This window comes from Nocardioides pollutisoli (assembly GCF_040045055.1).
GTDB classification, from domain to species: domain Bacteria; phylum Actinomycetota; class Actinomycetes; order Propionibacteriales; family Nocardioidaceae; genus Nocardioides; species Nocardioides tweenelious.
This window is the reverse complement of the sequence record NZ_JBDZDU010000001.1, coordinates 1502301-1520675: the sequence shown is the minus strand read 5'-3', so window position 1 is coordinate 1520675 and position 18375 is coordinate 1502301. Positions and strand designations below refer to the sequence as shown.

At 63.8% G+C, this 18375-nt stretch carries 17 protein-coding genes; 14 read left to right on the top strand and 3 right to left on the bottom strand.

The features are described 5' to 3' along the window. Window positions 1-26: 26 nt before the first annotated feature. Window positions 27-1628: a sugar ABC transporter ATP-binding protein gene (locus tag ABLE68_RS07435; RefSeq protein ID WP_348870681.1), complete on the top strand. Its 1602-nt coding sequence runs from the start codon at window positions 27-29 to the stop codon at window positions 1626-1628. After that, window positions 1625-2701 carry an ABC transporter permease gene (locus ABLE68_RS07430; RefSeq protein WP_348870680.1) on the top strand — a complete coding sequence of 359 codons (1077 nt, stop codon included), beginning with the start codon at window positions 1625-1627 and terminating at the stop codon, window positions 2699-2701. The genes ABLE68_RS07435 and ABLE68_RS07430 overlap by 4 nt, the downstream gene beginning before the upstream one ends. Window positions 2702-3909: 1208 nt before the next feature. On the opposite strand, the gene ABLE68_RS07425 is transcribed toward ABLE68_RS07430, so the two are convergent. Then, complete coding sequence (locus ABLE68_RS07425; RefSeq protein ID WP_348870679.1) at window positions 3910-4089, bottom strand: hypothetical protein; 180 nt, start codon at window positions 4087-4089, stop codon at window positions 3910-3912. A gap of 539 nt (window positions 4090-4628) precedes the next feature. On the opposite strand from ABLE68_RS07425, the gene ABLE68_RS07420 reads away from it, so the two are divergent. The 4 genes from ABLE68_RS07420 to ABLE68_RS07405 all read left to right on the top strand — a co-directional run bounded on the left by ABLE68_RS07420 (window position 4629) and on the right by ABLE68_RS07405 (window position 7865). Then, on the top strand, window positions 4629-5864 hold the full coding sequence (locus tag ABLE68_RS07420; protein ID WP_348870678.1) for a PucR family transcriptional regulator: 1236 nt from the start codon (window positions 4629-4631) through the stop codon (window positions 5862-5864). 182 nt (window positions 5865-6046) lie between these two features. Continuing rightward, window positions 6047-6934: an FAD binding domain-containing protein gene (locus ABLE68_RS07415; RefSeq protein WP_348870677.1), complete on the top strand. Its 888-nt coding sequence runs from the start codon at window positions 6047-6049 to the stop codon at window positions 6932-6934. Further along, complete coding sequence (locus ABLE68_RS07410) at window positions 6931-7434, top strand: (2Fe-2S)-binding protein (protein WP_348870675.1); 504 nt, start codon at window positions 6931-6933, stop codon at window positions 7432-7434. Before ABLE68_RS07415 ends, ABLE68_RS07410 begins: the two co-directional genes overlap by 4 nt. A gap of 101 nt (window positions 7435-7535) precedes the next feature. Continuing rightward, complete coding sequence (locus ABLE68_RS07405) at window positions 7536-7865, top strand: DMT family transporter (protein WP_348870674.1); 330 nt, start codon at window positions 7536-7538, stop codon at window positions 7863-7865. 82 nt (window positions 7866-7947) lie between these two features. Here ABLE68_RS07405 and ABLE68_RS07400 read toward each other — a convergent pair whose 3' ends face one another. Beyond that, on the bottom strand, window positions 7948-9579 hold the full coding sequence (locus ABLE68_RS07400) for an FAD-dependent oxidoreductase (protein ID WP_348870673.1): 1632 nt from the start codon (window positions 9577-9579) through the stop codon (window positions 7948-7950). A 527-nt stretch (window positions 9580-10106) separates the two neighbouring features. Here ABLE68_RS07400 and ABLE68_RS07395 point away from each other — a divergent pair. From ABLE68_RS07395 to pdxS, 6 genes are all read left to right on the top strand, one after another. Then, window positions 10107-11252, top strand: a complete 1146-nt coding sequence (locus tag ABLE68_RS07395) for an XdhC family protein (protein WP_348870671.1) — start codon at window positions 10107-10109, stop codon at window positions 11250-11252. Beyond that, entirely contained in the window at window positions 11249-12139 is an 891-nt protein-coding gene (locus ABLE68_RS07390) for an AAA family ATPase (RefSeq protein ID WP_348870670.1), read from the top strand. The genes ABLE68_RS07395 and ABLE68_RS07390 overlap by 4 nt, the downstream gene beginning before the upstream one ends. Before the next feature lie 90 nt (window positions 12140-12229). Beyond that, entirely contained in the window at window positions 12230-13030 is an 801-nt protein-coding gene (locus ABLE68_RS07385) for an MOSC domain-containing protein (RefSeq protein ID WP_348870669.1), read from the top strand. Window positions 13031-13060: 30 nt separating this feature from the next. Continuing rightward, on the top strand, window positions 13061-13678 hold the full coding sequence (locus tag ABLE68_RS07380) for a RidA family protein (protein WP_348870668.1): 618 nt from the start codon (window positions 13061-13063) through the stop codon (window positions 13676-13678). 380 nt (window positions 13679-14058) lie between these two features. Continuing rightward, on the top strand, window positions 14059-14223 hold the full coding sequence (locus tag ABLE68_RS07375; protein WP_348870667.1) for a hypothetical protein: 165 nt from the start codon (window positions 14059-14061) through the stop codon (window positions 14221-14223). Continuing rightward, on the top strand, window positions 14220-15110 hold the full coding sequence (gene pdxS, locus ABLE68_RS07370) for a pyridoxal 5'-phosphate synthase lyase subunit PdxS (RefSeq protein ID WP_348870666.1): 891 nt from the start codon (window positions 14220-14222) through the stop codon (window positions 15108-15110). Before ABLE68_RS07375 ends, pdxS begins: the two co-directional genes overlap by 4 nt. A gap of 304 nt (window positions 15111-15414) precedes the next feature. Here pdxS and moaA read toward each other — a convergent pair whose 3' ends face one another. Beyond that, window positions 15415-16413: a GTP 3',8-cyclase MoaA gene (moaA, locus tag ABLE68_RS07365; protein ID WP_348870665.1), complete on the bottom strand. Its 999-nt coding sequence runs from the start codon at window positions 16411-16413 to the stop codon at window positions 15415-15417. A gap of 194 nt (window positions 16414-16607) precedes the next feature. Between moaA and ABLE68_RS07360 the strand changes: the two genes are divergently transcribed. Together ABLE68_RS07360 and ABLE68_RS07355 are read left to right on the top strand one after the other, a co-directional pair. Continuing rightward, the gene (locus ABLE68_RS07360; RefSeq protein ID WP_348870663.1) at window positions 16608-17036 is read left to right on the top strand and encodes a molybdenum cofactor biosynthesis protein MoaE; all 429 of its coding nucleotides are present in this window, start codon (window positions 16608-16610) and stop codon (window positions 17034-17036) included. Window positions 17037-17616: 580 nt separating this feature from the next. Then, the gene (locus tag ABLE68_RS07355) at window positions 17617-18318 is read left to right on the top strand and encodes a vWA domain-containing protein (RefSeq protein ID WP_348873241.1); all 702 of its coding nucleotides are present in this window, start codon (window positions 17617-17619) and stop codon (window positions 18316-18318) included. Window positions 18319-18375 lie beyond the last annotated feature (57 nt).

The window sequence follows — 18375 nt, the reverse complement described above, 5'->3', positions numbered from 1 at the left end:
TCGGAAGACTGCGAGGGGACACGGCCATGAGCGGACTGACTCTTGACGCAGTGGCCTCCGAACCCGAGGTTCGAGTCGCTCTGGCGGCCGATGAAATCAGCAAGACCTACGGTGCCACCCGTGCCCTGGACGCAGTCTCCCTCCACGTCTCGGAAGGTGCGATCCATGGCCTAATGGGCGGTAATGGCTCTGGCAAGTCGACCTTCATCAAGGTGCTGGCCGGGGTCGTCACCCCCGACCAGGGACGCCTCGCTCTCGGTAGCGACTGGATCGATGCGCGATCCCATACCCCGGCCCGAGCGAAGGCACTTGGGTTGCATTTCGTGCACCAGCAGAACTCGACCTTCCCGGACCTTACGGTTGCCGAGAATCTTGCTCTGGGCCGTGGCTTCGAGTGCACGCCGCTTAGGTCCATCGCTTGGCGGGCACAGAAGGCCCGCGCGCGAGCAGTCCTTGAGCGTTTCGAGGTCGACGTCGATCCCGACGCTGCGATGGTTCAGCTGTCACCAGCTGCGCAGATGATGGTCGCGATCGCGCGGGCTTTGCAGGATCAGGACGACACTGATGAGCGGGGGGTTCTGGTGCTCGACGAGCCCACAGCAAGCCTTCCTAAGCATGAGGTCGAGGTCCTGCTGGACGCCCTGCGTCGCTACGCCGCCGGCGGACAGACGATCATCTACGTCTCCCACCGATTGGAAGAAGTGACGTCGATTGCGGAGGAGGTCACGATCCTTCGCAACGGCGGAGTGGCCTCTCGACTTGTCGGTGCCGAGATTACTCACGACTCCCTCGTGTCGGGCATCACCGGAACTCAGGCCGCCGCAGCCACCACTGATGCAGCCGCAAACGCGGCTGATCGCGCCGGTCGACACACCGCCGATGCGCAGGCAGGCAAGCCGGTTCTCACGCTTCGCCAGCCCGCCGCAACTGACGGCGGGGTCGGCGAAGATGCGCTGGTCCTGCGGGCTGGCGAGATTGTCGGTATCGCCGGCCTACTTGGGTCAGGCAGGTCTCGACTACTCAAGCAGGTGTTCGGCGTCATGCCTCGCGACGGGCTTGAGGTGCGTTTGGAGGCGGGCCTTCTCGCTGCCTCCAATGTGCGCGCCGCCATGAAGAGGGGCGTAGCCTTTGTGCCCGAGAACCGGCTTCGGGAGGCAGCGCTACCCGAACTCAGCATCGCCGAGAACCTGTCAATCACCAGTCTGCAGGAGCACTCACGCCTCGGATGGATCAAGCCGTCTCGCGAGCGAAGTGCCGCTCGGAGACTGATCGCCGAGTTCGGCGTTCGAGCGCCTAGTCCATCCGCACCGCTCACTGCCCTCTCAGGCGGAAACCAGCAGAAGATCATTCTCGCGAGGTGGTTGCAGCGGCGACCTGAGGTCCTACTGCTGGACGAGCCTACGCAAGGCGTCGATGTCGGCGCCCGCAACGAGATCCACGAGCTCGTTCGAGCGGCAGCGGCCGCTGGGACCGCAGTACTGGTCGTCTCGTCTGACCTCAACGAGCTCGCCGCCCTTGCACATCGCGCTGTCGTCGTGAGCGATGGAGACATCGTCGACACCGTCGATGGGCCCTTGACCGAAGACAGCGTCAATGACGCCGTGTATGCCCAGGAGAAGTCGCTATGAACCCCACCACCGAACCGAACATCGACGACGCCGCAAGCCCCGGTGCGACGGCGAGCAGCAATCCCGTGCCCTCCGCTGGTGAGGCACAAGAGCTCAAGGCGGCGGAGTCTCGCACGTGGAAGGCACGGTTCGTGTCGTTCCTCGAGGCCTACGCCCTTCTCGTGGTGCTGGCTGCAATCGCGCTGTTCTTCTGCTTCTGGTCGGAAACGTCGTCGACCTTTCCTACGGTGGCGAATCTCCGAATCCTGCTTGCGAGCCAGGCAGTGATTGGCGTGATCTCACTCGGTCTCCTGCTTCCTCTCTTGTGCCAGGAGTTCGACCTGTCGGTCGGCAACATCGCCGGCCTGACTGCGATCCTTGTCGCTGATTTCGTGAGCGGCGGTGGCAACGTGGTAGCGGCGGTGATCCTCGCGCTGGTTATTGGCGCGGTGATCGGCGGCGTCAACGCGCTGATCGTGACACGGCTTCACGTGAACGGGGTGATCACGACACTCGGCATGTCAACGATCCTCACCGGCGTCATCCTGCAGCAGACTGGCGGACTCGCTCCGTCCAGTGACATCCCGCAGTCGCTCACGAACTTCGGTACGGGCTTGGTGGCCGGAATCCCCGTCATCTTCATCACGCTGATCGCGATCGCCGCCGTGACGTACTTTGTGCTCGGCCATACCTCTCTGGGACGCCAGATCTACGCTGTTGGCTCGAACCTCGAGGCAGCGAAGCTCGTCGGCCTCCGGACTGATGGCCTGAAGGCCGCGACATTCGTTGTCGGTGGTCTCCTGTGCTCGCTGGGCGGGCTCCTGTATGTGGCCCGGGCCGGTGGTGCATCGCCCAACGTAGGGGCCACCTTCACGCTTCCGGCCTTCGCAGCGGCATTCCTGAGCGCCGCCGCGGTCCGCCCGGGTCGGTTCAACGTCTGGGGAACCATCATCGCGGTGTACTTCCTCGCCGTCCTCAACAACGGCTTGAACCTTGCCGGTGTCGATCCCTACGTCAACGACTGGGTTAACGGAGGCGCGCTCATCATCGGTGTTGCGCTCGCCACGGTACTTTACCGTCGCCGTACGAGCTGACGGTCGTCGGCGAGCGCGCTCTGACGCGCAGATTGTTGGGCGAGGCGTGGGCCGCCATCAGGCCCACCGCCCTTGGAACGGGTGAGGCCGGTTTGAACAGTGGTCTCCGCGAAGGGACCACTGTTCAACCTCGACATGCCGAGCTGACGGCAGCGGTGGTGTGGACCCGTTTGCTATGCCGCCGGATCAACTAGGACCGATCCAGCCATCGTGGTCAGACGGCGCAGCACACGCCGGGTTGCCCAAAAGATGCACGAGAAGCGCGTGTCGTCCCGGTGTAGCCGACGTCATCAGGACGGTCGTGTTCGGGAAAGCAAGCAACGACCATGCTGTAACAGATCTGTAGACGTCGACGTGTTGGCTGCTCAGAGCCCGAGGAGCACGGCGGCGTCGGTCGCGCTCAGTTCGCTCGACTGGTCAGGCTGGTCCACGTCGACGGTCTCAGGCTCAACATCAAGGAGCCAAGCAAGCGTCTCGGCGTGGAGCCGCCCAGCCTCGATGCCATCGCGAAAAGCCTTGACCAGTCGGGCGGGACCACGTCGGTTCGCAGCCCGCTGATCCGAAGGGCGATGGGGTCCACGACCGTCGCCAGGCCGACGCTGGGCGGGCCTATGGCTCGGGTGCGGGGCTCAGGGATGTCGTGATGGCTGAGCTATCGCTGGCTGGATTGGATCAGCTGCTGGTCGACCTCGGTGGTTATTACGAGGCCGCGGTAGGTCAGGCAGTCACTGAGTGCATTGGTGGACGCCGGTGTTCCAGACGAATGCCGCCCCCTGGTCCGGTGTCGGGGTGCGCCATTCGGTGGCCCGCATCGTCTGGACAGGCAGCAGTTCGGCTGCGAACGAGTTGGCGCAGACTCCCTGGCGTTGTTGGCGTGCCTGGCGTCCACCTCGCGGTGCCCGAGACACAGATGACCCAGCTCGTGGGCCATTGAGTAGTTGGAGCGGAACCAGTTCGCCTCGGTATGAGCAGGATGGTCCACTGGTGCGCGATAGTCAGGGAGTAGTCGGTGGTCAGACCGGGCACCTGGACCCGTCGATACCGAGTCGCGCTTCGATGAGGTCAGCGAATTCGCGAGCGGAGTCTCGGCCATGGAGGGCTCCGATCTCGCCAGAGTTGCGGGTCGACCGTGATTGTCATCAGCCAGCTGTGGGCCTGCCGGTAGGCCAAGTCCCCCGCCGTCGCGGTTGGAGTCGCGGCCCTCGATTCTACTCGAAGGTCTCGGCGTCGTAGTCGTGTCGGGCAGCGAAGACGGCGCGCATGGGTCCGGGTTCATCGGTGATCAGGTGATGGATGTCGGCACCGAACGGGTGCGCTGCCCGCGCGAGTTCAGAAGACGAGAACCCGCGCTCGCCCTTGAGGGAACGGGTGAACCTGTCCAGGGTCATCCCAATCCCCCTCGGCGATCTCTGCCTGCTTACGGGCTCCCGAGATGCGAACCTCCGTCGCCTCGCGAATAGGACCGCCGATGTCGATCCGGTCCGGCCCGCCGCTCATGCGTCATCCTCCCGCCACTCCGTTGCGATCTTCGCAACACACAGCCTCTACCGGCTCGGACCGAGAGCAATTCAAGCTAGAAGACAACAGAGGTAGTCAGTTGTTCTTGTTGCTTCTTGGATCCGAGGCTCCCTGCAGGGCCCCGTCGAACTGGCCGACGGCATATCGTCACTCCCGTAACCTCTCCGCGCACAAGCGGACCACGGCACCCGCCAGCGACCATGCACTTCTACCCCAGCCCGCGATGAACCTGCGCCCGCCGAAGAGCCCTGAGGCGACTGGCACATGCCGTGCGGCGAAGACGCCTGGCGAATGCTCGTGCAGACGGCTGAGCGAGATGCACATCAGTCCCGCTGCCGTCTGGCGGTCACGGTGAGGTGGAGGCGGGGTGCCCGCTGCAACTGTTGGCTAAGCGGCTTAGGCTTCGAGCATGTCCATCGAAGGTGATCTTCAGGTTGTCGCCGCGGCTGTCCGAGCACGGATACCGGCGCTTGCCAAGGCCATTGAGCACGAGTGCTTGGCGCAGGTACCGGAGCTGCGTACGACGGACGACCCTGTGCTCGCGGAGGCCGAATCGCCGAGCATTCTTTCTGCGCTGACCAGTGTGGTCGACGGACTCGCTGGAGGGCGTCGCCCACCGGAGCGAGCATCCGACGCGGCACTCCGCGAGGCGCGAGTCGCAGCGCAAGCAGGCGTGGACCTCCACTCATTGCTTCGCACCTACCGAGTGGGTCAATCGATCATGTGGGACGCCATCTTGGAGGAGACGCTCAGGGCGGTGGACTCCGATGAGCGTCGCATGACTGTCCTGCGGCAGGCGTCCGATTACCACTATGCCTGGAACAATGCCGTGACGGAGTCGGTGATCGATGCCTACCAGGTCGAGCACAACGCCTACTTCTTTCGGAGCCAGGACCGCAAACGACGAGCCATCGTGCACGACATCCTACGAGGCGTCCCCGCTGACACCCAGCAACTCGGCTACAACCTGCGGACCGAGCAGCTCGCCGTGGTCGCATGGGGGCGTGCTCCCGAGGCCAACATCCGGGCGCTTGCTGTCGCACTCGACGCACGGCACCTGACTGTGAGTGGGACCTCGGGCTCCCACCTGGGCTGGATCGGATCGGCGTCGCTCAAACGAACGCTTAGTGAGCGTCCCGAGGCTGTGAAGGCGACCGCAGAGACGTATCTCGCCCTAGGTGACGTGGAGCCAGGTCCAGAGGGGTTCAGAACCAGCCATCGGCAGGCGTGGCAGGCATACCGCGTTAGCAGGCTGCGCCCTCAGGCGATCGTGCGCTACTCCGACGTGGCGCTTGAGGCACTGCTTCTGCGAGACCGCCAAGCCGTTCGCGACTTCGTAACTCGTGAGCTGGCTGCTCTCGACGAGGCAGATTCTCGCGGCGACGTCCTAAAGTCGACACTGGAGGCGTACTTCCGGTGTGGTCAGAACGCTGCATCCACGGCCCAAGCGATCCATGTTCACGAGCGAACGGTCGCTTATCGGCTTCGCTCGATCGAGAGCCGCCTAGGCGTCACCATTAGCGCTCGACGCGACGAACTGGCGGTTGCGCTGCGCCTCGCGGACCTAGTCAAGGATGTCGAGGAGAACGCCAGTGACGGCATGATCCATGACGACGCCCTCGAATTGGAATCGCCGCTGCTCTGAGCCGCACCTCCTGAAGGTTGTTCGCTTGGCGGAGAAGCCGGCTGGACTTTGTCGGATCGTGTAGTGCCGAGTGCCTCCGGCAAACGCGAAACTTCTGCGACGAGGCGTCCGGAAGGGGTTCGCATGTTGGAGGCTGGTCGGTCCTGCACTGCTTTTCGCTTTGATCTTGCTGGGGCAGAGCTGTGAAGCCGCCAGCGTTCGACTACGTGGTCGCTTCGTCGATAGACGAGGCGTGCTCTCTGCTTGAAGCGGACGAGGACGCGAAGGTCATCGCCGGCGGGCAGAGTCTTGTTCCCTTGCTGAACCTGCGCTTCGCCAACCCCTCTGTGCTCGTCGACATCGGCCGAATTTCTTCGCTTCGCGGCATCCGCCGGCGGGGAGACGCCGTGGTGATCGGCGCCATGACGAGGCATGTCGAGATCGAGACGAACGGCGCCATCGCCGCCTCTGCGCCTTTGCTAGCAGAAGCCGCCGGTTGGGTAGCCCATCCGCAGATCCGAAATCGCGGGACCTTCGGCGGCGCCATCGCACATAGTGATAGTGCGGCCGAGTTCCCAGCAGTCCTACTCGCGATGGAGGCGACCATCGTGATGACGTCCCCCTCTGGCGAAAGGCGAGCCGCGGCACGCGACTTCTTCGGCCCGTACTTTCAGACGAGCTTGCGTCAGGGGGAAATCGTTACCGCCGTCGAGGTGCCGGCTGCTGACGAGTCAACCCGCTGGGGCTTCTTCGAGTTTGCTCGGCGCAAAGGTGACTATGCGATCGGCGGAGCAGCCGTACACGCGCGGGTGGACCCGGACGGGACATGTGTGGCTGTGAATGGGGGCCTGATCTCGGCAGGCCCGGGTCCGACGGCCGCTGACGAGCTGAGCAGCGAGTTGATCGGACGGCGAGTGAACCGCCAGGACATCGAAAGTGCTGTCGAGAGGGTTGCGGCGACGCTGATGCCGGAAGTGAACGTTCACGGGAGTCGGGAGTACCGGCGTGCAGTTGTAGCTGAGTCTCTACGCCGCGCACTGAGCCAGTCATTCGACTTGCCCGACCCTAAAATCGCCAGGAGGACCGCTTGAAGACCCACGTCATCGTCAATGGGGACGCCTATGAGCGCGATATCGAGCCTCGTATGCTGTTGTCGGATTTCCTGCGCCATGAGCTTGGTTTGACGGGTACGAACGTCGGCTGTGAGCACGGCGTTTGCGGCAGCTGCACGGTTCTGTTGGACGGAGAGCCCATCCGTGCATGCACAACGCTCGCGGTTCAGAGCGACCGCCGACGCGTCACGACGGTAGAAGGCCTTGCCGACCCGGGAGAGTTGCACCCGCTGCAGAAGGCGTTCACCGCGTGCCACGGCCTACAGTGCGGCTTCTGTACCCCAGGGATGCTGATGACGCTACTCCCGACGTACAACGAGGCACGCACGCTCAGCGATGAGGAGATCCGCGAGAAGATCTCGGGGAATCTGTGCCGGTGCACGGGCTACCAGCAGATTGTCGAATCCGTGTCGATGGCTCTCGAACATGCCAACTCACTTGCTGAGCGTGACGGCACGGATGAAACAGCGACTGACTGACCCCGCGGACACGCCGGCATCTCGCCGGTGCGTCAACTGTTGTCCTGATTCGGCCCGACGGCGCCGAGTCTTGGCCGAGAAGGGAACTTTGTAGCGCCGTGATGACGTACGGATTCCTCGCAATCGCGATCGCAGTCGAGGTGATGGCGACCATGGCATTACGTGCCTCTGCCGGATTCAGCCGATTGCTGCCATGCATTGTCGTCGTCGTCGGATACGGGCTCTCGTTTTACCTGTTATCCGTCGTTCTGCAGCGCGGACTCGGAGTTGCCGTTGTCTATGCAGTCTGGTCGGCGGCCGGCATCGTGCTGGTGACTCTCATCGGGAGCGTCTTCCTCGACGAGCATCTATCGATCGTTCAACTCGCTGGCATCGCGCTCATCATCGGCGGAGTGGTAGCACTTGAGGTCGGGGCCGTTTCGCACACCTGAAGGTGCAAGAGATCGAGTCTCGTTAAGGACCGCTGGTCCACGCGAACATACGCAGTTTCGAAGAGATCCGGGTCGAAGGAGTTCAACTGTCCCGGGCCTCCTGCACCATCCGCTCAAACGACAAGAACTTCAGCCGGTCCCGTCCGGTTGCCTGGCCGCCAGCCTTCTCTGCCTCGTCGATTCTATGCCATCCCGCGGCGTCGACCACGTTGAGACCGCGGCTCCGCACGATGTAGATGAGTTGCTCGGGTGTACCGGTCGGTTGGGGCACGCGGTCTTCGCGGACGTCCTCAAGCAACGAGTTCACGGTCTCCTCGGAGTCAACTCGATTAGTGCCGATCACACCTGTCGAGCCGCGCTTGATCCATCCCGAGCAGTACAGGCCCGGCAGCGGCAAACCGGTGTTCGGGTCAGTGATGCGCCCAGCTTCGTTCGGAATCACGCCGGCAGCCTCGTCAAACGGCAGGTCGGGCGCTGGTCGGCCGCGAAAGCCCACCGACCGGATCACCAGCGAGGTCTCGACGGTCTCCCGCGTCCCGGCGGGATCCGTCAGCACAATCGCTTTCACTGCGTCGATGCCCAGCAGTTCGACAGGCGTCTGTCGGAAGCGCAGGAGCACGCGGCGCATCGATGACTGCTCACGCCTGGAAGCGGCGTCCACTACGGCTCGACGACGCTCGAACGGCTTCGACTCGGAGTCTGCTGTTGCTGCCGCAAGCTCCTCGTCGGTGACGGTGACTTCTTGCGGGTCAGCTAAGAGATCCACGCCTTCAAGACGTGACAGGGCGATGAGCTCAGCGGTCCCGTAAGCCGCGTGCGCCTGACCACGTCGCCCTATGACCTGCACCTCCTCAATCGCGCTCGCGCGGAGCGCCTTGAGCGCTAGGTTCGACATGGAGGTCCGCTCGTAGACAGTCGGAGATTGTGCGAGGGCACGCGCCACGTCCAGGGCTACATTGCCGTTGCCGATGATGACGGCCCGCTTGCCACTCAGGTCGAACGTCTGGTGGGCGAAGTCGGGGTGGCCGTTGTACCAAGCAACGAACTCGCGTGCGGAGACCACGCCGGGCAAGTCCTCGCCCCCGATCCCGAGTTTGCGGTCATCGGAGGAACCTGCCGCCCAAACGACCGCGTGATGGTGGTCGAGCAGTTCCTGCACGGTTACGTCACGTCCGACCTCGACGTTGAACAGGCACTCCACCGTCGGACGGCGCAAGATCCGACCCCACCCCTCGGCCACCAGTTTGGTCCGGTGATGGTCGGGAGCAACGCCAGCTCGCACGAGTCCATAGGGGACTGGCTGCCTCTCTACGACGGTGACCTGGCAGCCCTCAATCTCGCTGAGCTCCGACGCCGCATACATGGCCGATGGGCCGGACCCGACGATCGCGACAGTCAGGGTCGAGCCGGTGGCAAGCCGCCGTCTCTTGATGGACGGCGGCGACACGTCTTGCAAGGGGTGTGCCGCAAAGTAGTCAGCGTTGATGTCACCAAAAGGTTGGAGTGCCAAGGGGAGGCTGTCGGCGTGGTGGATGGCCTCGACCGGGCAGACATTTGCACAGGCTCCGCAGTCGATACAGCTTGCCGGATCGATATACAACTGCTCGGTCGTCGTGAATTCGGGGTCGCCCGGCCTAGGCCGAATGCACTGCACTGGGCACACTGCGACGCACGAAGCGTCGTTACAGCAACCCTGACCGATCACGTGGGTCATGTTGTTTCCACCTTCCATCGTCTTGACCCACGCTAGATGCCTGACGAGCGCGCCACCTGTTGCGTCGATCGATCCCGTCGAAAGAAGTCAGCTCCCACCGCAGGCGACATACCTTGAACTCTGCCCACAGCGTGCTCGGCGATCGAGCCTCACCGCTTGTCTCGAACCCGCAAGATGGGCACCTTCTTTGCCGCAGTACGACGAGTCTTCAGGTCGCGCAACTCCCTACGTTGGGGCTTGTGAACCTAGAGCTGATCACGTCAGGCGACCGGAAGTTGGCGACCGTCTCCGTTCTTGCTAAGGGCCGCGGCGCGGCGCAACGTCTCAGTTGGGTCCGGTAGCGATGTCTTCCGGTCGCGGCAAGCCGCAAAGGGCGGTATCACTTGGGCGAGACAAGGTTCGCGAGACGGCCGAACACGACCTCGAACTGCGACATGTCGGGGAGTGACGACATTCCAACCGACGCGCTGACGCGCACTGTTACGACGACTGTTTCACGCTGGTCGTGAGTTGAAGGGGAGAACGCCATGCGGGAAGTACTCGACGAACTGGTCTCGTGGTGGGAGCGAGGCGACATGGTGGGCCTCGCGACCGTCGTCTCCACGTCCAAGTCCGCGCCGCGCGAACCAGGCGCCGCCATGGTGGTCGGCCCCGATGGGGTCGTCGCGGGCTCGGTGTCCGGGGGGTGCGTGGAGGGAGCCGTGTACGAGCTCGCGGGCGAGGTGATCACCGACGGAGTGTCGGTCCTCGAACACTACGGCTACTCGGACTCAGATGCCTTCGCGGTGGGGCTTACCTGCGGGGGAGAACTCGATGTCTTCGTCGAGCGCATATCGCGCGACAGCTTTCCCGAACTGTTCGAGGTTGCCGCTGATATACGCGGCGGCCGCCCAGTCGCCGTAGCGACTGTCATCGATCACCCCGACGAGGAAAAGAGGGGTCGGCGGCGCGTAGTGCGGGTCACCAGGTCAGGTACGACCGTGACTGGCACCGTGGGAAACGAGCGAGCGGACGAAGCCATCGCCGATGATGCTGTCGGACTGCTCGCAGCTGGCCACAACAGTGTGCTGCAGTACGGTCCGGACGGGCAGCGTCTCGGCGAAGGAATGCGCGTCTTCGTTCAATCGTTCTCGCCCCGTCCTCGGCTGTTGGTTTTCGGAGCTATCGACTTCGCCGCCGCGGTCGCCCGCGTCGGGGCGTTCCTCGGATATGAAGTAACGGTCTGTGACGCCAGACCCATCTTCGCAACCCAGGCAAGGTTCCCTGAAGCCGACGAGGTAGTCGTCGACTGGCCCCATCGTTACCTCGCCGGCGAACACGCCGCAGGTCGCATCGATCAGCGCACCGCGATCACAGTGCTGACCCACGACCCCAAGTTCGATGTGCCGCTCTTGAGAGTGGCGTTGGAACTTCCAGCGGCGTACATCGGTGCGATGGGGTCACGGCGGACCCACTACGACCGGCTCGAACGGCTCCGCGAGGCGGGGGTCGGAGAGGGGCAGTTGCAGCGGCTCTCCAGCCCCATTGGGTTGAATCTCGGCGGCCGCACGCCGGAGGAGACAGCGATCAGTATTGCCGCGGACATCGTCGCCGCTCGTTGGGGCGGTACGGGAGAACCACTCCGTGACACACCCGGCTCAATCCATCATGACCTCAAGGATGTGATCACGTGAACCCGGCTACCGAGGTCGGTAGTGCTAGTGATCTCGCCGATCAGCTCAGGTCGACGGGATACCTCTGCGGAAACGATCTTGCCACGGTCACCTACCTGGCCGTGCGGATGGGACGGCCACTCCTGCTAGAGGGGGAGCCAGGCACTGGAAAGACGGCGCTTGCCGAGGCGGCCGCCGCCGCTTGGCAAGTGCCATTGATCCGGCTGCAGTGCTACGAGGGGATCGACGTTACTCAAGCCCTCTACGACTGGGACTTCCCCCGACAGGTTCTCCACCTGCGTGCTCTTGAGGCCTCCGGTGGCGCCCATCTCGCTGGGATTGAAGACGCTGAAAAGGGGCTGTACGACGACCGGTTCCTGCTTGCTCGCCCCGTCCTGGCAGCACTGCGTGAGAGCCCTGCGGTCCTGCTGATCGACGAGGTGGACCGCGCCGACGACGAGTTCGAGGCGTTCCTGTTAGAGGTGCTCTCGACCTTCCAGGTCACGATTCCCGAGTTTGGTGTCGTCCGAGCCACTGTGCCGCCGGTCGTGGTCCTCACATCGAACAGGACTAGGGAGTTACATGACGCGCTCAAGCGGCGCTGTCTCTATCACTGGCTCGAGCACCCCAACCTCGACGACGAGGTCGCTATCGTTCGGTCCCGTGCGCCGGAGGTGAGCGCGACATTGGCACGCCAGGTTGCTGAAGTGGTGCAGCATCTGCGGACAGAAGTGCAACTGGTCAAGCCACCTGGTGTCGCAGAGACGCTCGACTGGGCGCGGGCACTACAACATCTCGGAGTTGCGGACCTCGACTTGGCGCATGCGGCCGTCACGCTAGGCGCGTTGGTTAAATACCGAGAGGACACCGATCGTGTCGCGGCATCGCTGGCGACCATGCTCCGGTAAATAGGCCGGAAGGCCCTAAAGAAACCCTGGAGCGGCTTCCGCCGCCTCGACGATCGGCAAGAACACAGGGCCAATTCGAAGGAAGTACTCATGCCGGAGGAGCGCAGCACAGTCGGAGACGTTGCCGAGTTGCACGTCGCGGCTACCAAGGGGTTCGCACTGCGCGCCGTGCCGGAGGTACAGGTGACCCCGACCGGCGTAGCCGGCAACCGTGAGTTCTTCGTCGTCGACATCGATGAACGGCTGTACTCGGCGCCAAAGGACGCGATATTTCTGCAACATTGGACGTCATACGAACCGTCTTCCCACGTTTTCACCATCGGCCGTGGCACCGACATCGTCGTTTCAGCAACAGTCGAAAGTGTGAGCGAGGTCCGCTCGTTCGAGTTTGATGAACGCGTTGTACATGGATCTTGGGCTCCCGGTCCGTGGGACCAGTGGTTGTCCGATATGGCCGGTCGACACCTACGTCTCGCACGATGCGCACAGCCCGGTGGAGGTTTCGACATCTTCCCAGTGACCCTCCACTCGACGGCCTCGCTGGCCAGCCTCGGGGATGAGCTTGACGGCAGACCCCTTGATCCGCGCCGGTTCCGCCTGAATCTCACGCTGAACCTCGGCGCGGTCCCGTTCATCGAAGACGAGTGGGATGAACGCGTCCTGGTTGTCGGAGCGAGCGTGCTTCGCCTCAGAGGTGGCATTCCGCGTTGTCTTGCAGTGGAAAGTCGACCCGATGACGGTGACCGCACGCTTCAGGTCCTACGCCGGGTCCGGGCGGTGCGAGGTGCGACTCCAAGTCGCTGGGGACAGGCGGTCCTGTTCGGCGTCTACGCGGAGGTGTTGCGGCCAGGCCAGGTGGCGATTGGCGACGTGGTCGAGCTCGGTTCATGAACAGGCAACCACGGTTCCGCGATTGCGCCCGTGGCGACCGGCGTTGCGCAGCAGTCGAGCTGGAGACTGCGGCTTCGACATGGCGTCTCTGACAGTGCGCGGATACGCACCAATGCCAGACAGCCGGCTGGATCGCTGCCATACGAACGTACGAACAGACCGTCCATCATCGACGTTACGCACGGTGTCTCCTTGGAGCTACGGCTCCTAGGCTCGCGCACGTCAGCCAGATCAGCATGTGGAGGAATCTTGGTGGAGTCGACACCTCCGGCGAGTGTGCAAGTGCGCTATGCGCAGGCCCGGTATGCCCGAACGGTGAGCCTTCAGGGTTTCGTGAGTGTCAGTGGCGTGCTTCCCTACGACAGTCTGGGCGACGTCGCACCGATAGCTTTCGAAGAGCAAGCACGTCGGGCGTTCCGCAACCTCGCAGCGGTTCTCAGTGTGTTTGGAGCGAGTCTCCGCAGCACGGTGACGGTGACACTGCTCCTCAAGAACTTAAGCGATTATCAGCAGTTCACAGCTATCCAGTCGGAATTCTTGTCTGGGCCGCTTCCGGCTGTCACGCGAATCGGAGTCAGCGAACTTGCTGACGGTGCAGTGATCGAGATCCATGCACTCGCGGCGACCGGGCTGCCGGCCTCGTTCTAGATGGTCCACTGCGTGTTGAGCGGATCGTGCTTGTTGAACGGGCGCCAAGTCGCTCGTGTCAGTGAAGCGGCGCTCGCGACTCATCGAATGGCATACCCGATTGGGAGTTCCTACTCATGTCAGAACCAATATCAGCGACGAGGGACGTCGCCTGTTTCAGTGTTGTGATTGACGAACCACCACTGCAACTCGGCGCCGAACAGCTCCTCCACGCGTTCGACCGTGCTCGTGGCGATCTGGGGCGTGGCCTGATGGGAGCTGCAGGAGCGGGCGGCGGCTATGACGCGGTCCACGTTGACTGGGCGACGCTACGCGCTGCGTCGGCAGGCTCGACGCTGACGGTGACAGCTGTGTCTAGGGGGCGGAGCGGCCGACGCCACTTGATCGAGTACGTCGCGACGGTCACGTCGCCCAAAGTCTCCGATAAGGACGTCGTGGGTGCGACCGAGATCGCGCGTGCCCATGGCTGGACCCTCGTCGGAGCTACCTCGCGTCGCGGCTTCGGTCTGCGCCCCGCGCGGATGGTCACCGAGCTCGGCGCATGACGAGCAGTGAGTTCGGCTCCACCAGGGTCAAGCGCGGCATGGCTGAGATGCTGAAGGGCGGCGTCATCATGGACGTCGTCAACGCCGGGCAGGCGAAGATCGCCGAGGACGCGGGAGCGGTCGCGGTGATGGCGCTGGAGCGGGTTCCCGCCGACATCCGCGCCCAGGGCGGCGTGTCCCGGATGAGCGACCCCGACATGATCGACTCGATCATCGAGGCGGTCTCGATCCCGGTGATGGCCAAGGCCCGGATCGGCCACTTCGCTGAGGCGCAGGTGCTGCAGAGCCTCGGTGTCGACTACATCGACGAGTCCGAGGTGCTGACCCCGGCCGACTACGAGAACCACATCGACAAGTGGAGCTTCACGATCCCCTTCGTCTGCGGTGCGACCAACCTCGGTGAGGCGCTGCGCCGGCTGACCGAGGGTGCGGCGATGATCCGCTCCAAGGGCGAGGCCGGCACCGGTGACGTGTCCAACGCGGTCACCCACATGAGGACAATCCGCCGCCAGATCCGTCGGATCGGTTCCCTGGAGGAGGACGAGCTGTACGTCGCGGCCAAGGAGCTGCAGGCGCCGTACGAGCTGGTCAAGGAGGTCGCCGAGGCCGGCAAGCTGCCGGTGGTGCTCTTCACCGCGGGCGGCATCGCCACCCCGGCGGACGCCGCGATGATGATGCAGCTCGGCGCCGAGGGTGTCTTCGTCGGCTCGGGCATCTTCAAGTCCGGCAACCCGGCCCAGCGCGCCGAGGCGATCGTCAAGGCGACGACCTTCTTCGACGACCCGGACGTGGTCGCGAAGGTCTCGCGCGGTCTCGGCGAGGCGATGGTCGGCATCAACGTCGACGAGATCCCGCAGCCGCACCGGCTTTCCGAGCGAGGCTGGTAGTGGCACCGGAGCGCTGGTTCGTAGTCTCAAGTTTTAGCCATTGGGAAGAGGTCGATCAAGAGCTCGTCCGAACCCCTGCTTCGATTCGACACGCGAAGGAGATGGGCAGCCTCGTGACTGCTTGCGGGATTCCGTGTGAATCGTGGACTAAGTGGTGGGGGCGCCCGTTCTCGCCCCATCAGGACGCGCCCTGCGAGGATTGCGTGGCTATCGTTCAGGGCGCGGTCGAAATCTGATGGATGATCCAGATGGTGGTGCGACCTCGAGCTCGGTATGACCGTAGCGTCGGGCTGGTCCTCCGTCGTCAACCGCCGATGGCGGACATCGGACGGTCGGGTTGGAGAAACGTAGGGTCATCGATACCGTGACCCGCCCGCTTGCCGCGCATTGCGATCACCCAACGTTCGGCTAGGTCATCGTCAGTTGCCCCCCTGCGCATAGCGGTGCGCAGGTCGGATTCCTCTCGCGCGAACAAGCAGTTGCGAACCTGGCCATCGGCGGTGAGCCGGACTCGGTCGCAATCACCACAGAATGGCCGAGTAACAGCGGCGATGATGCCAACCGTCGCTGGTCCTCCATCGACGAGGAAGAGCTCGGCCGGGGCGCTCCCTCGGGGATCGACAGCAGCCGTCAAGACGAAGTCCCGCTCCAGGCGCTCCAGGATCTCATCGGCTGTGATCATCTGGCTTCGAGACCAGCCGTGCTGGGCGTCGAGAGGCATCTGCTCGATGAAGCGCAGTTCATAGCCACGCTCAGCGCACCATGCGAGCAGTTCGCTCGCTTGATCGTCGTTGGTTCCGCGCAGCAGGACGGCGTTGATCTTGACGGGGCCGAGACCGGCGGCGCGGGCCGCCTCGAGCCCTGCGACGACGTCATGCAGACGGTTGCGCCGTGTGATATCCGAGAACGTTTCTGCTCGAATACTGTCGAGGCTGACGTTGACGCGGTTCAACCCAGCCTGGGCAAGTGCCTGGGCGGTACGGGCCAGCCCCAATCCATTGGTAGTGATCGAGAGCTCCAGGTCCGGGCCGACTTCGCGGGTACGACGGATGATGTCCGTCAGACCACGACGAACCAGAGGCTCGCCCCCGGTGAATCGCACCGCTCGAATGCCGAGCAAGCCAACGCCAACCCGAATCAGTCGGACGACCTCGTCATCTGTGAGTACAGAGCTGTCGGGCAGCCAGTCCAGTCCCTCGGCTGGCATGCAATAGGTACAGCGCAAGTTGCATCGGTCCGTGAGCGAAACCCGTAGGTCCGTCGCTACACGGCCGTACTTGTCCTGGAGGGGGCTCGTCTGCATACGTTCGACCCTACGTCTGCTTTGCGAGGCCACTTCTGTCAGAAGTCGAAGACCCGGGTGCCGCGTTGCTGAGGTTCCGGTGGACTCAATGCAGACTCGACTGACATGCACAAGTCGTAGAGACGGCGAAACGACCCCAGGTCCATCGTGAAACCGACAGTCGTGGGCAGACTCGGTTGCTTAGGGTTCGAACCATGACCGATCCGACTGTGCGCCTGGTCGGCGTGCGCGAGGAACCACTCGACGTTATGGAAGTAATCGCGAGTCTCGAAGAGGCAGCGTCGGGTGGGCTTGTGCTGTTCGTGGGAAGGGTGCGCAACCATGACGCCGGGAAGGGCGTAGAGGGACTTGACTACTCTGCGCATCCGGGCGCAGTTAAACAGTTGGACGAAGTCTGTCGTGCTGTCGCCGAGAAGCACGACCTTAGCGGCGTCGCGGCGATACATCGGGTGGGAAAGCTCGCGGTTGGCGACCTGGCGGTAGTGGTGGCTACCGCATCGGCTCACCGGGGCGAGGCCTTCGCGGCCACGCGTATGTTGATCGACACGCTGAAGGCCGAGGTGCCGATCTGGAAGCACCAACGCTTTGACGACGGTGCGGAGGAGTGGGTCGGATCGGCGTGAGAGGGACTTATCTATCGATGGAGGCTGGCCCCTCGTTTGGAGCTTGCCGGCGGGCACTCACGCGCACAACTGCGGACTCAATCGCTCTAGTGTGGCCCCACCGCCTAGGTGCATCCCCGGTTCGTCGACCGGGTGGCGCAGGCGCCGACACGTGACGAAAGCATCCGACGACCGACCAGCTCGCGAGGCTGACGAAGTTCTCGTCGGCTTCAGCCGGGCGCTCCATGAAGCAGGTGTGCCGGTGACGCCGGACCGCGCACAGCGATATCTAGCTGCCGTCGCAGAGCTCGGACCCACAGCGGAAGGAACCCGAGTTGCTGGACGCGCGACCCTCTGCGCGAGTCCGGATGATCTTGCGCGGCACGATCGCGTCTTCGAGGTCTATTTCGCTCAGCAGTGGGAGCTGCCTCGACCAGGAGCCGCTGCTCCTCCCCAGGAACTGGCGAGCGGCCTCCCGGTGGCAGACGGCGACGGCGCTAACAAGGTCGAGGACCAGGACGTTGAGTCCGTCCGGGCGGTAGCGACGGAAGCCGACGTCCTTCGACACCGTGACGTCGCTACGCTCTCTCTGGCAGAACGCATGCTGGTCAACGCTCTCTTGGCGGCACTACGTCCCCGCTCGCCGGAGCGTCGCAGCCTACGACCGGGGGTATGGCATCGAGGCAAGGTCGACGCTGCGCGTACCGTTCGTGCAAGCATGCGGCGCATGGGCGAGCCTGCCCAAGTAGTGTACAGACGAAGACTGTCGAAACCGCGCCGCGTCGTGCTCATCATCGACGTCTCAGGCTCGATGAGCGGCTACGCGGAACACCTCCTGCGGTTGGCGCATCGGGTCACTCATGGTGCAAGAGGATCAGTCGAGACGTTCACGATCGGCACCCGGCTGACCCACCTCACTCGGGCGTTGCGCGCCCGGGACACAGAGCAGGCCCTCGGTGCGGCGGGGTCGATGATGCCGGACTGGTCGGGTGGGACTCGCCTAGGAGAGAACCTCCAGGCGTTTCTTGATCGTTGGGGTCGACGCGGAATGGCGCGTGGCTCAGTCATCGTGATCTTCAGCGATGGCTGGGAGTCCGGCGAGACCGCTTTGTTGGCCGAGCAGACCGAATCGCTGGCCCGTCTGTCACACCGATTGGTATGGGTGAACCCGCACCGAGGGAAGACCGGTTACGAGCCGCTGCAGCAAGGGGTGAAGGCCGTGCTGCCTTACGTTAGCGACTTCCTTGCGGGCCACTCGCTTGCTACGTACGAAGATGTGCTGGACGTGATCGCGAATGCGTAATCAGGTCTGGACATGCTCACAGGCCGACAGCCTTCGGGGGCATGTCGTTGGCCAGGC

Coding starts and splice junctions, on each gene's coding strand:
- ABLE68_RS07435 (WP_348870681.1), top strand. CDS start 27: ATGAGCGGACTGACTCTTGACGCAGTGGCCTCCGAACCCGAGGTTCGA.
- ABLE68_RS07430 (WP_348870680.1), top strand. CDS start 1,625: ATGAACCCCACCACCGAACCGAACATCGACGACGCCGCAAGCCCCGGT.
- ABLE68_RS07425 (WP_348870679.1), bottom strand. CDS start 4,089: ATGACCCTGGACAGGTTCACCCGTTCCCTCAAGGGCGAGCGCGGGTTC.
- ABLE68_RS07420 (WP_348870678.1), top strand. CDS start 4,629: ATGTCCATCGAAGGTGATCTTCAGGTTGTCGCCGCGGCTGTCCGAGCA.
- ABLE68_RS07405 (WP_348870674.1), top strand. CDS start 7,536: ATGACGTACGGATTCCTCGCAATCGCGATCGCAGTCGAGGTGATGGCG.
- ABLE68_RS07400 (WP_348870673.1), bottom strand. CDS start 9,579: ATGACCCACGTGATCGGTCAGGGTTGCTGTAACGACGCTTCGTGCGTC.
- ABLE68_RS07395 (WP_348870671.1), top strand. CDS start 10,107: ATGCGGGAAGTACTCGACGAACTGGTCTCGTGGTGGGAGCGAGGCGAC.
- ABLE68_RS07385 (WP_348870669.1), top strand. CDS start 12,230: ATGCCGGAGGAGCGCAGCACAGTCGGAGACGTTGCCGAGTTGCACGTC.
- pdxS (WP_348870666.1), top strand. CDS start 14,220: ATGACGAGCAGTGAGTTCGGCTCCACCAGGGTCAAGCGCGGCATGGCT.
- moaA (WP_348870665.1), bottom strand. CDS start 16,413: ATGCAGACGAGCCCCCTCCAGGACAAGTACGGCCGTGTAGCGACGGAC.
- ABLE68_RS07360 (WP_348870663.1), top strand. CDS start 16,608: ATGACCGATCCGACTGTGCGCCTGGTCGGCGTGCGCGAGGAACCACTC.
- ABLE68_RS07355 (WP_348873241.1), top strand. CDS start 17,617: ATGCTGGTCAACGCTCTCTTGGCGGCACTACGTCCCCGCTCGCCGGAG.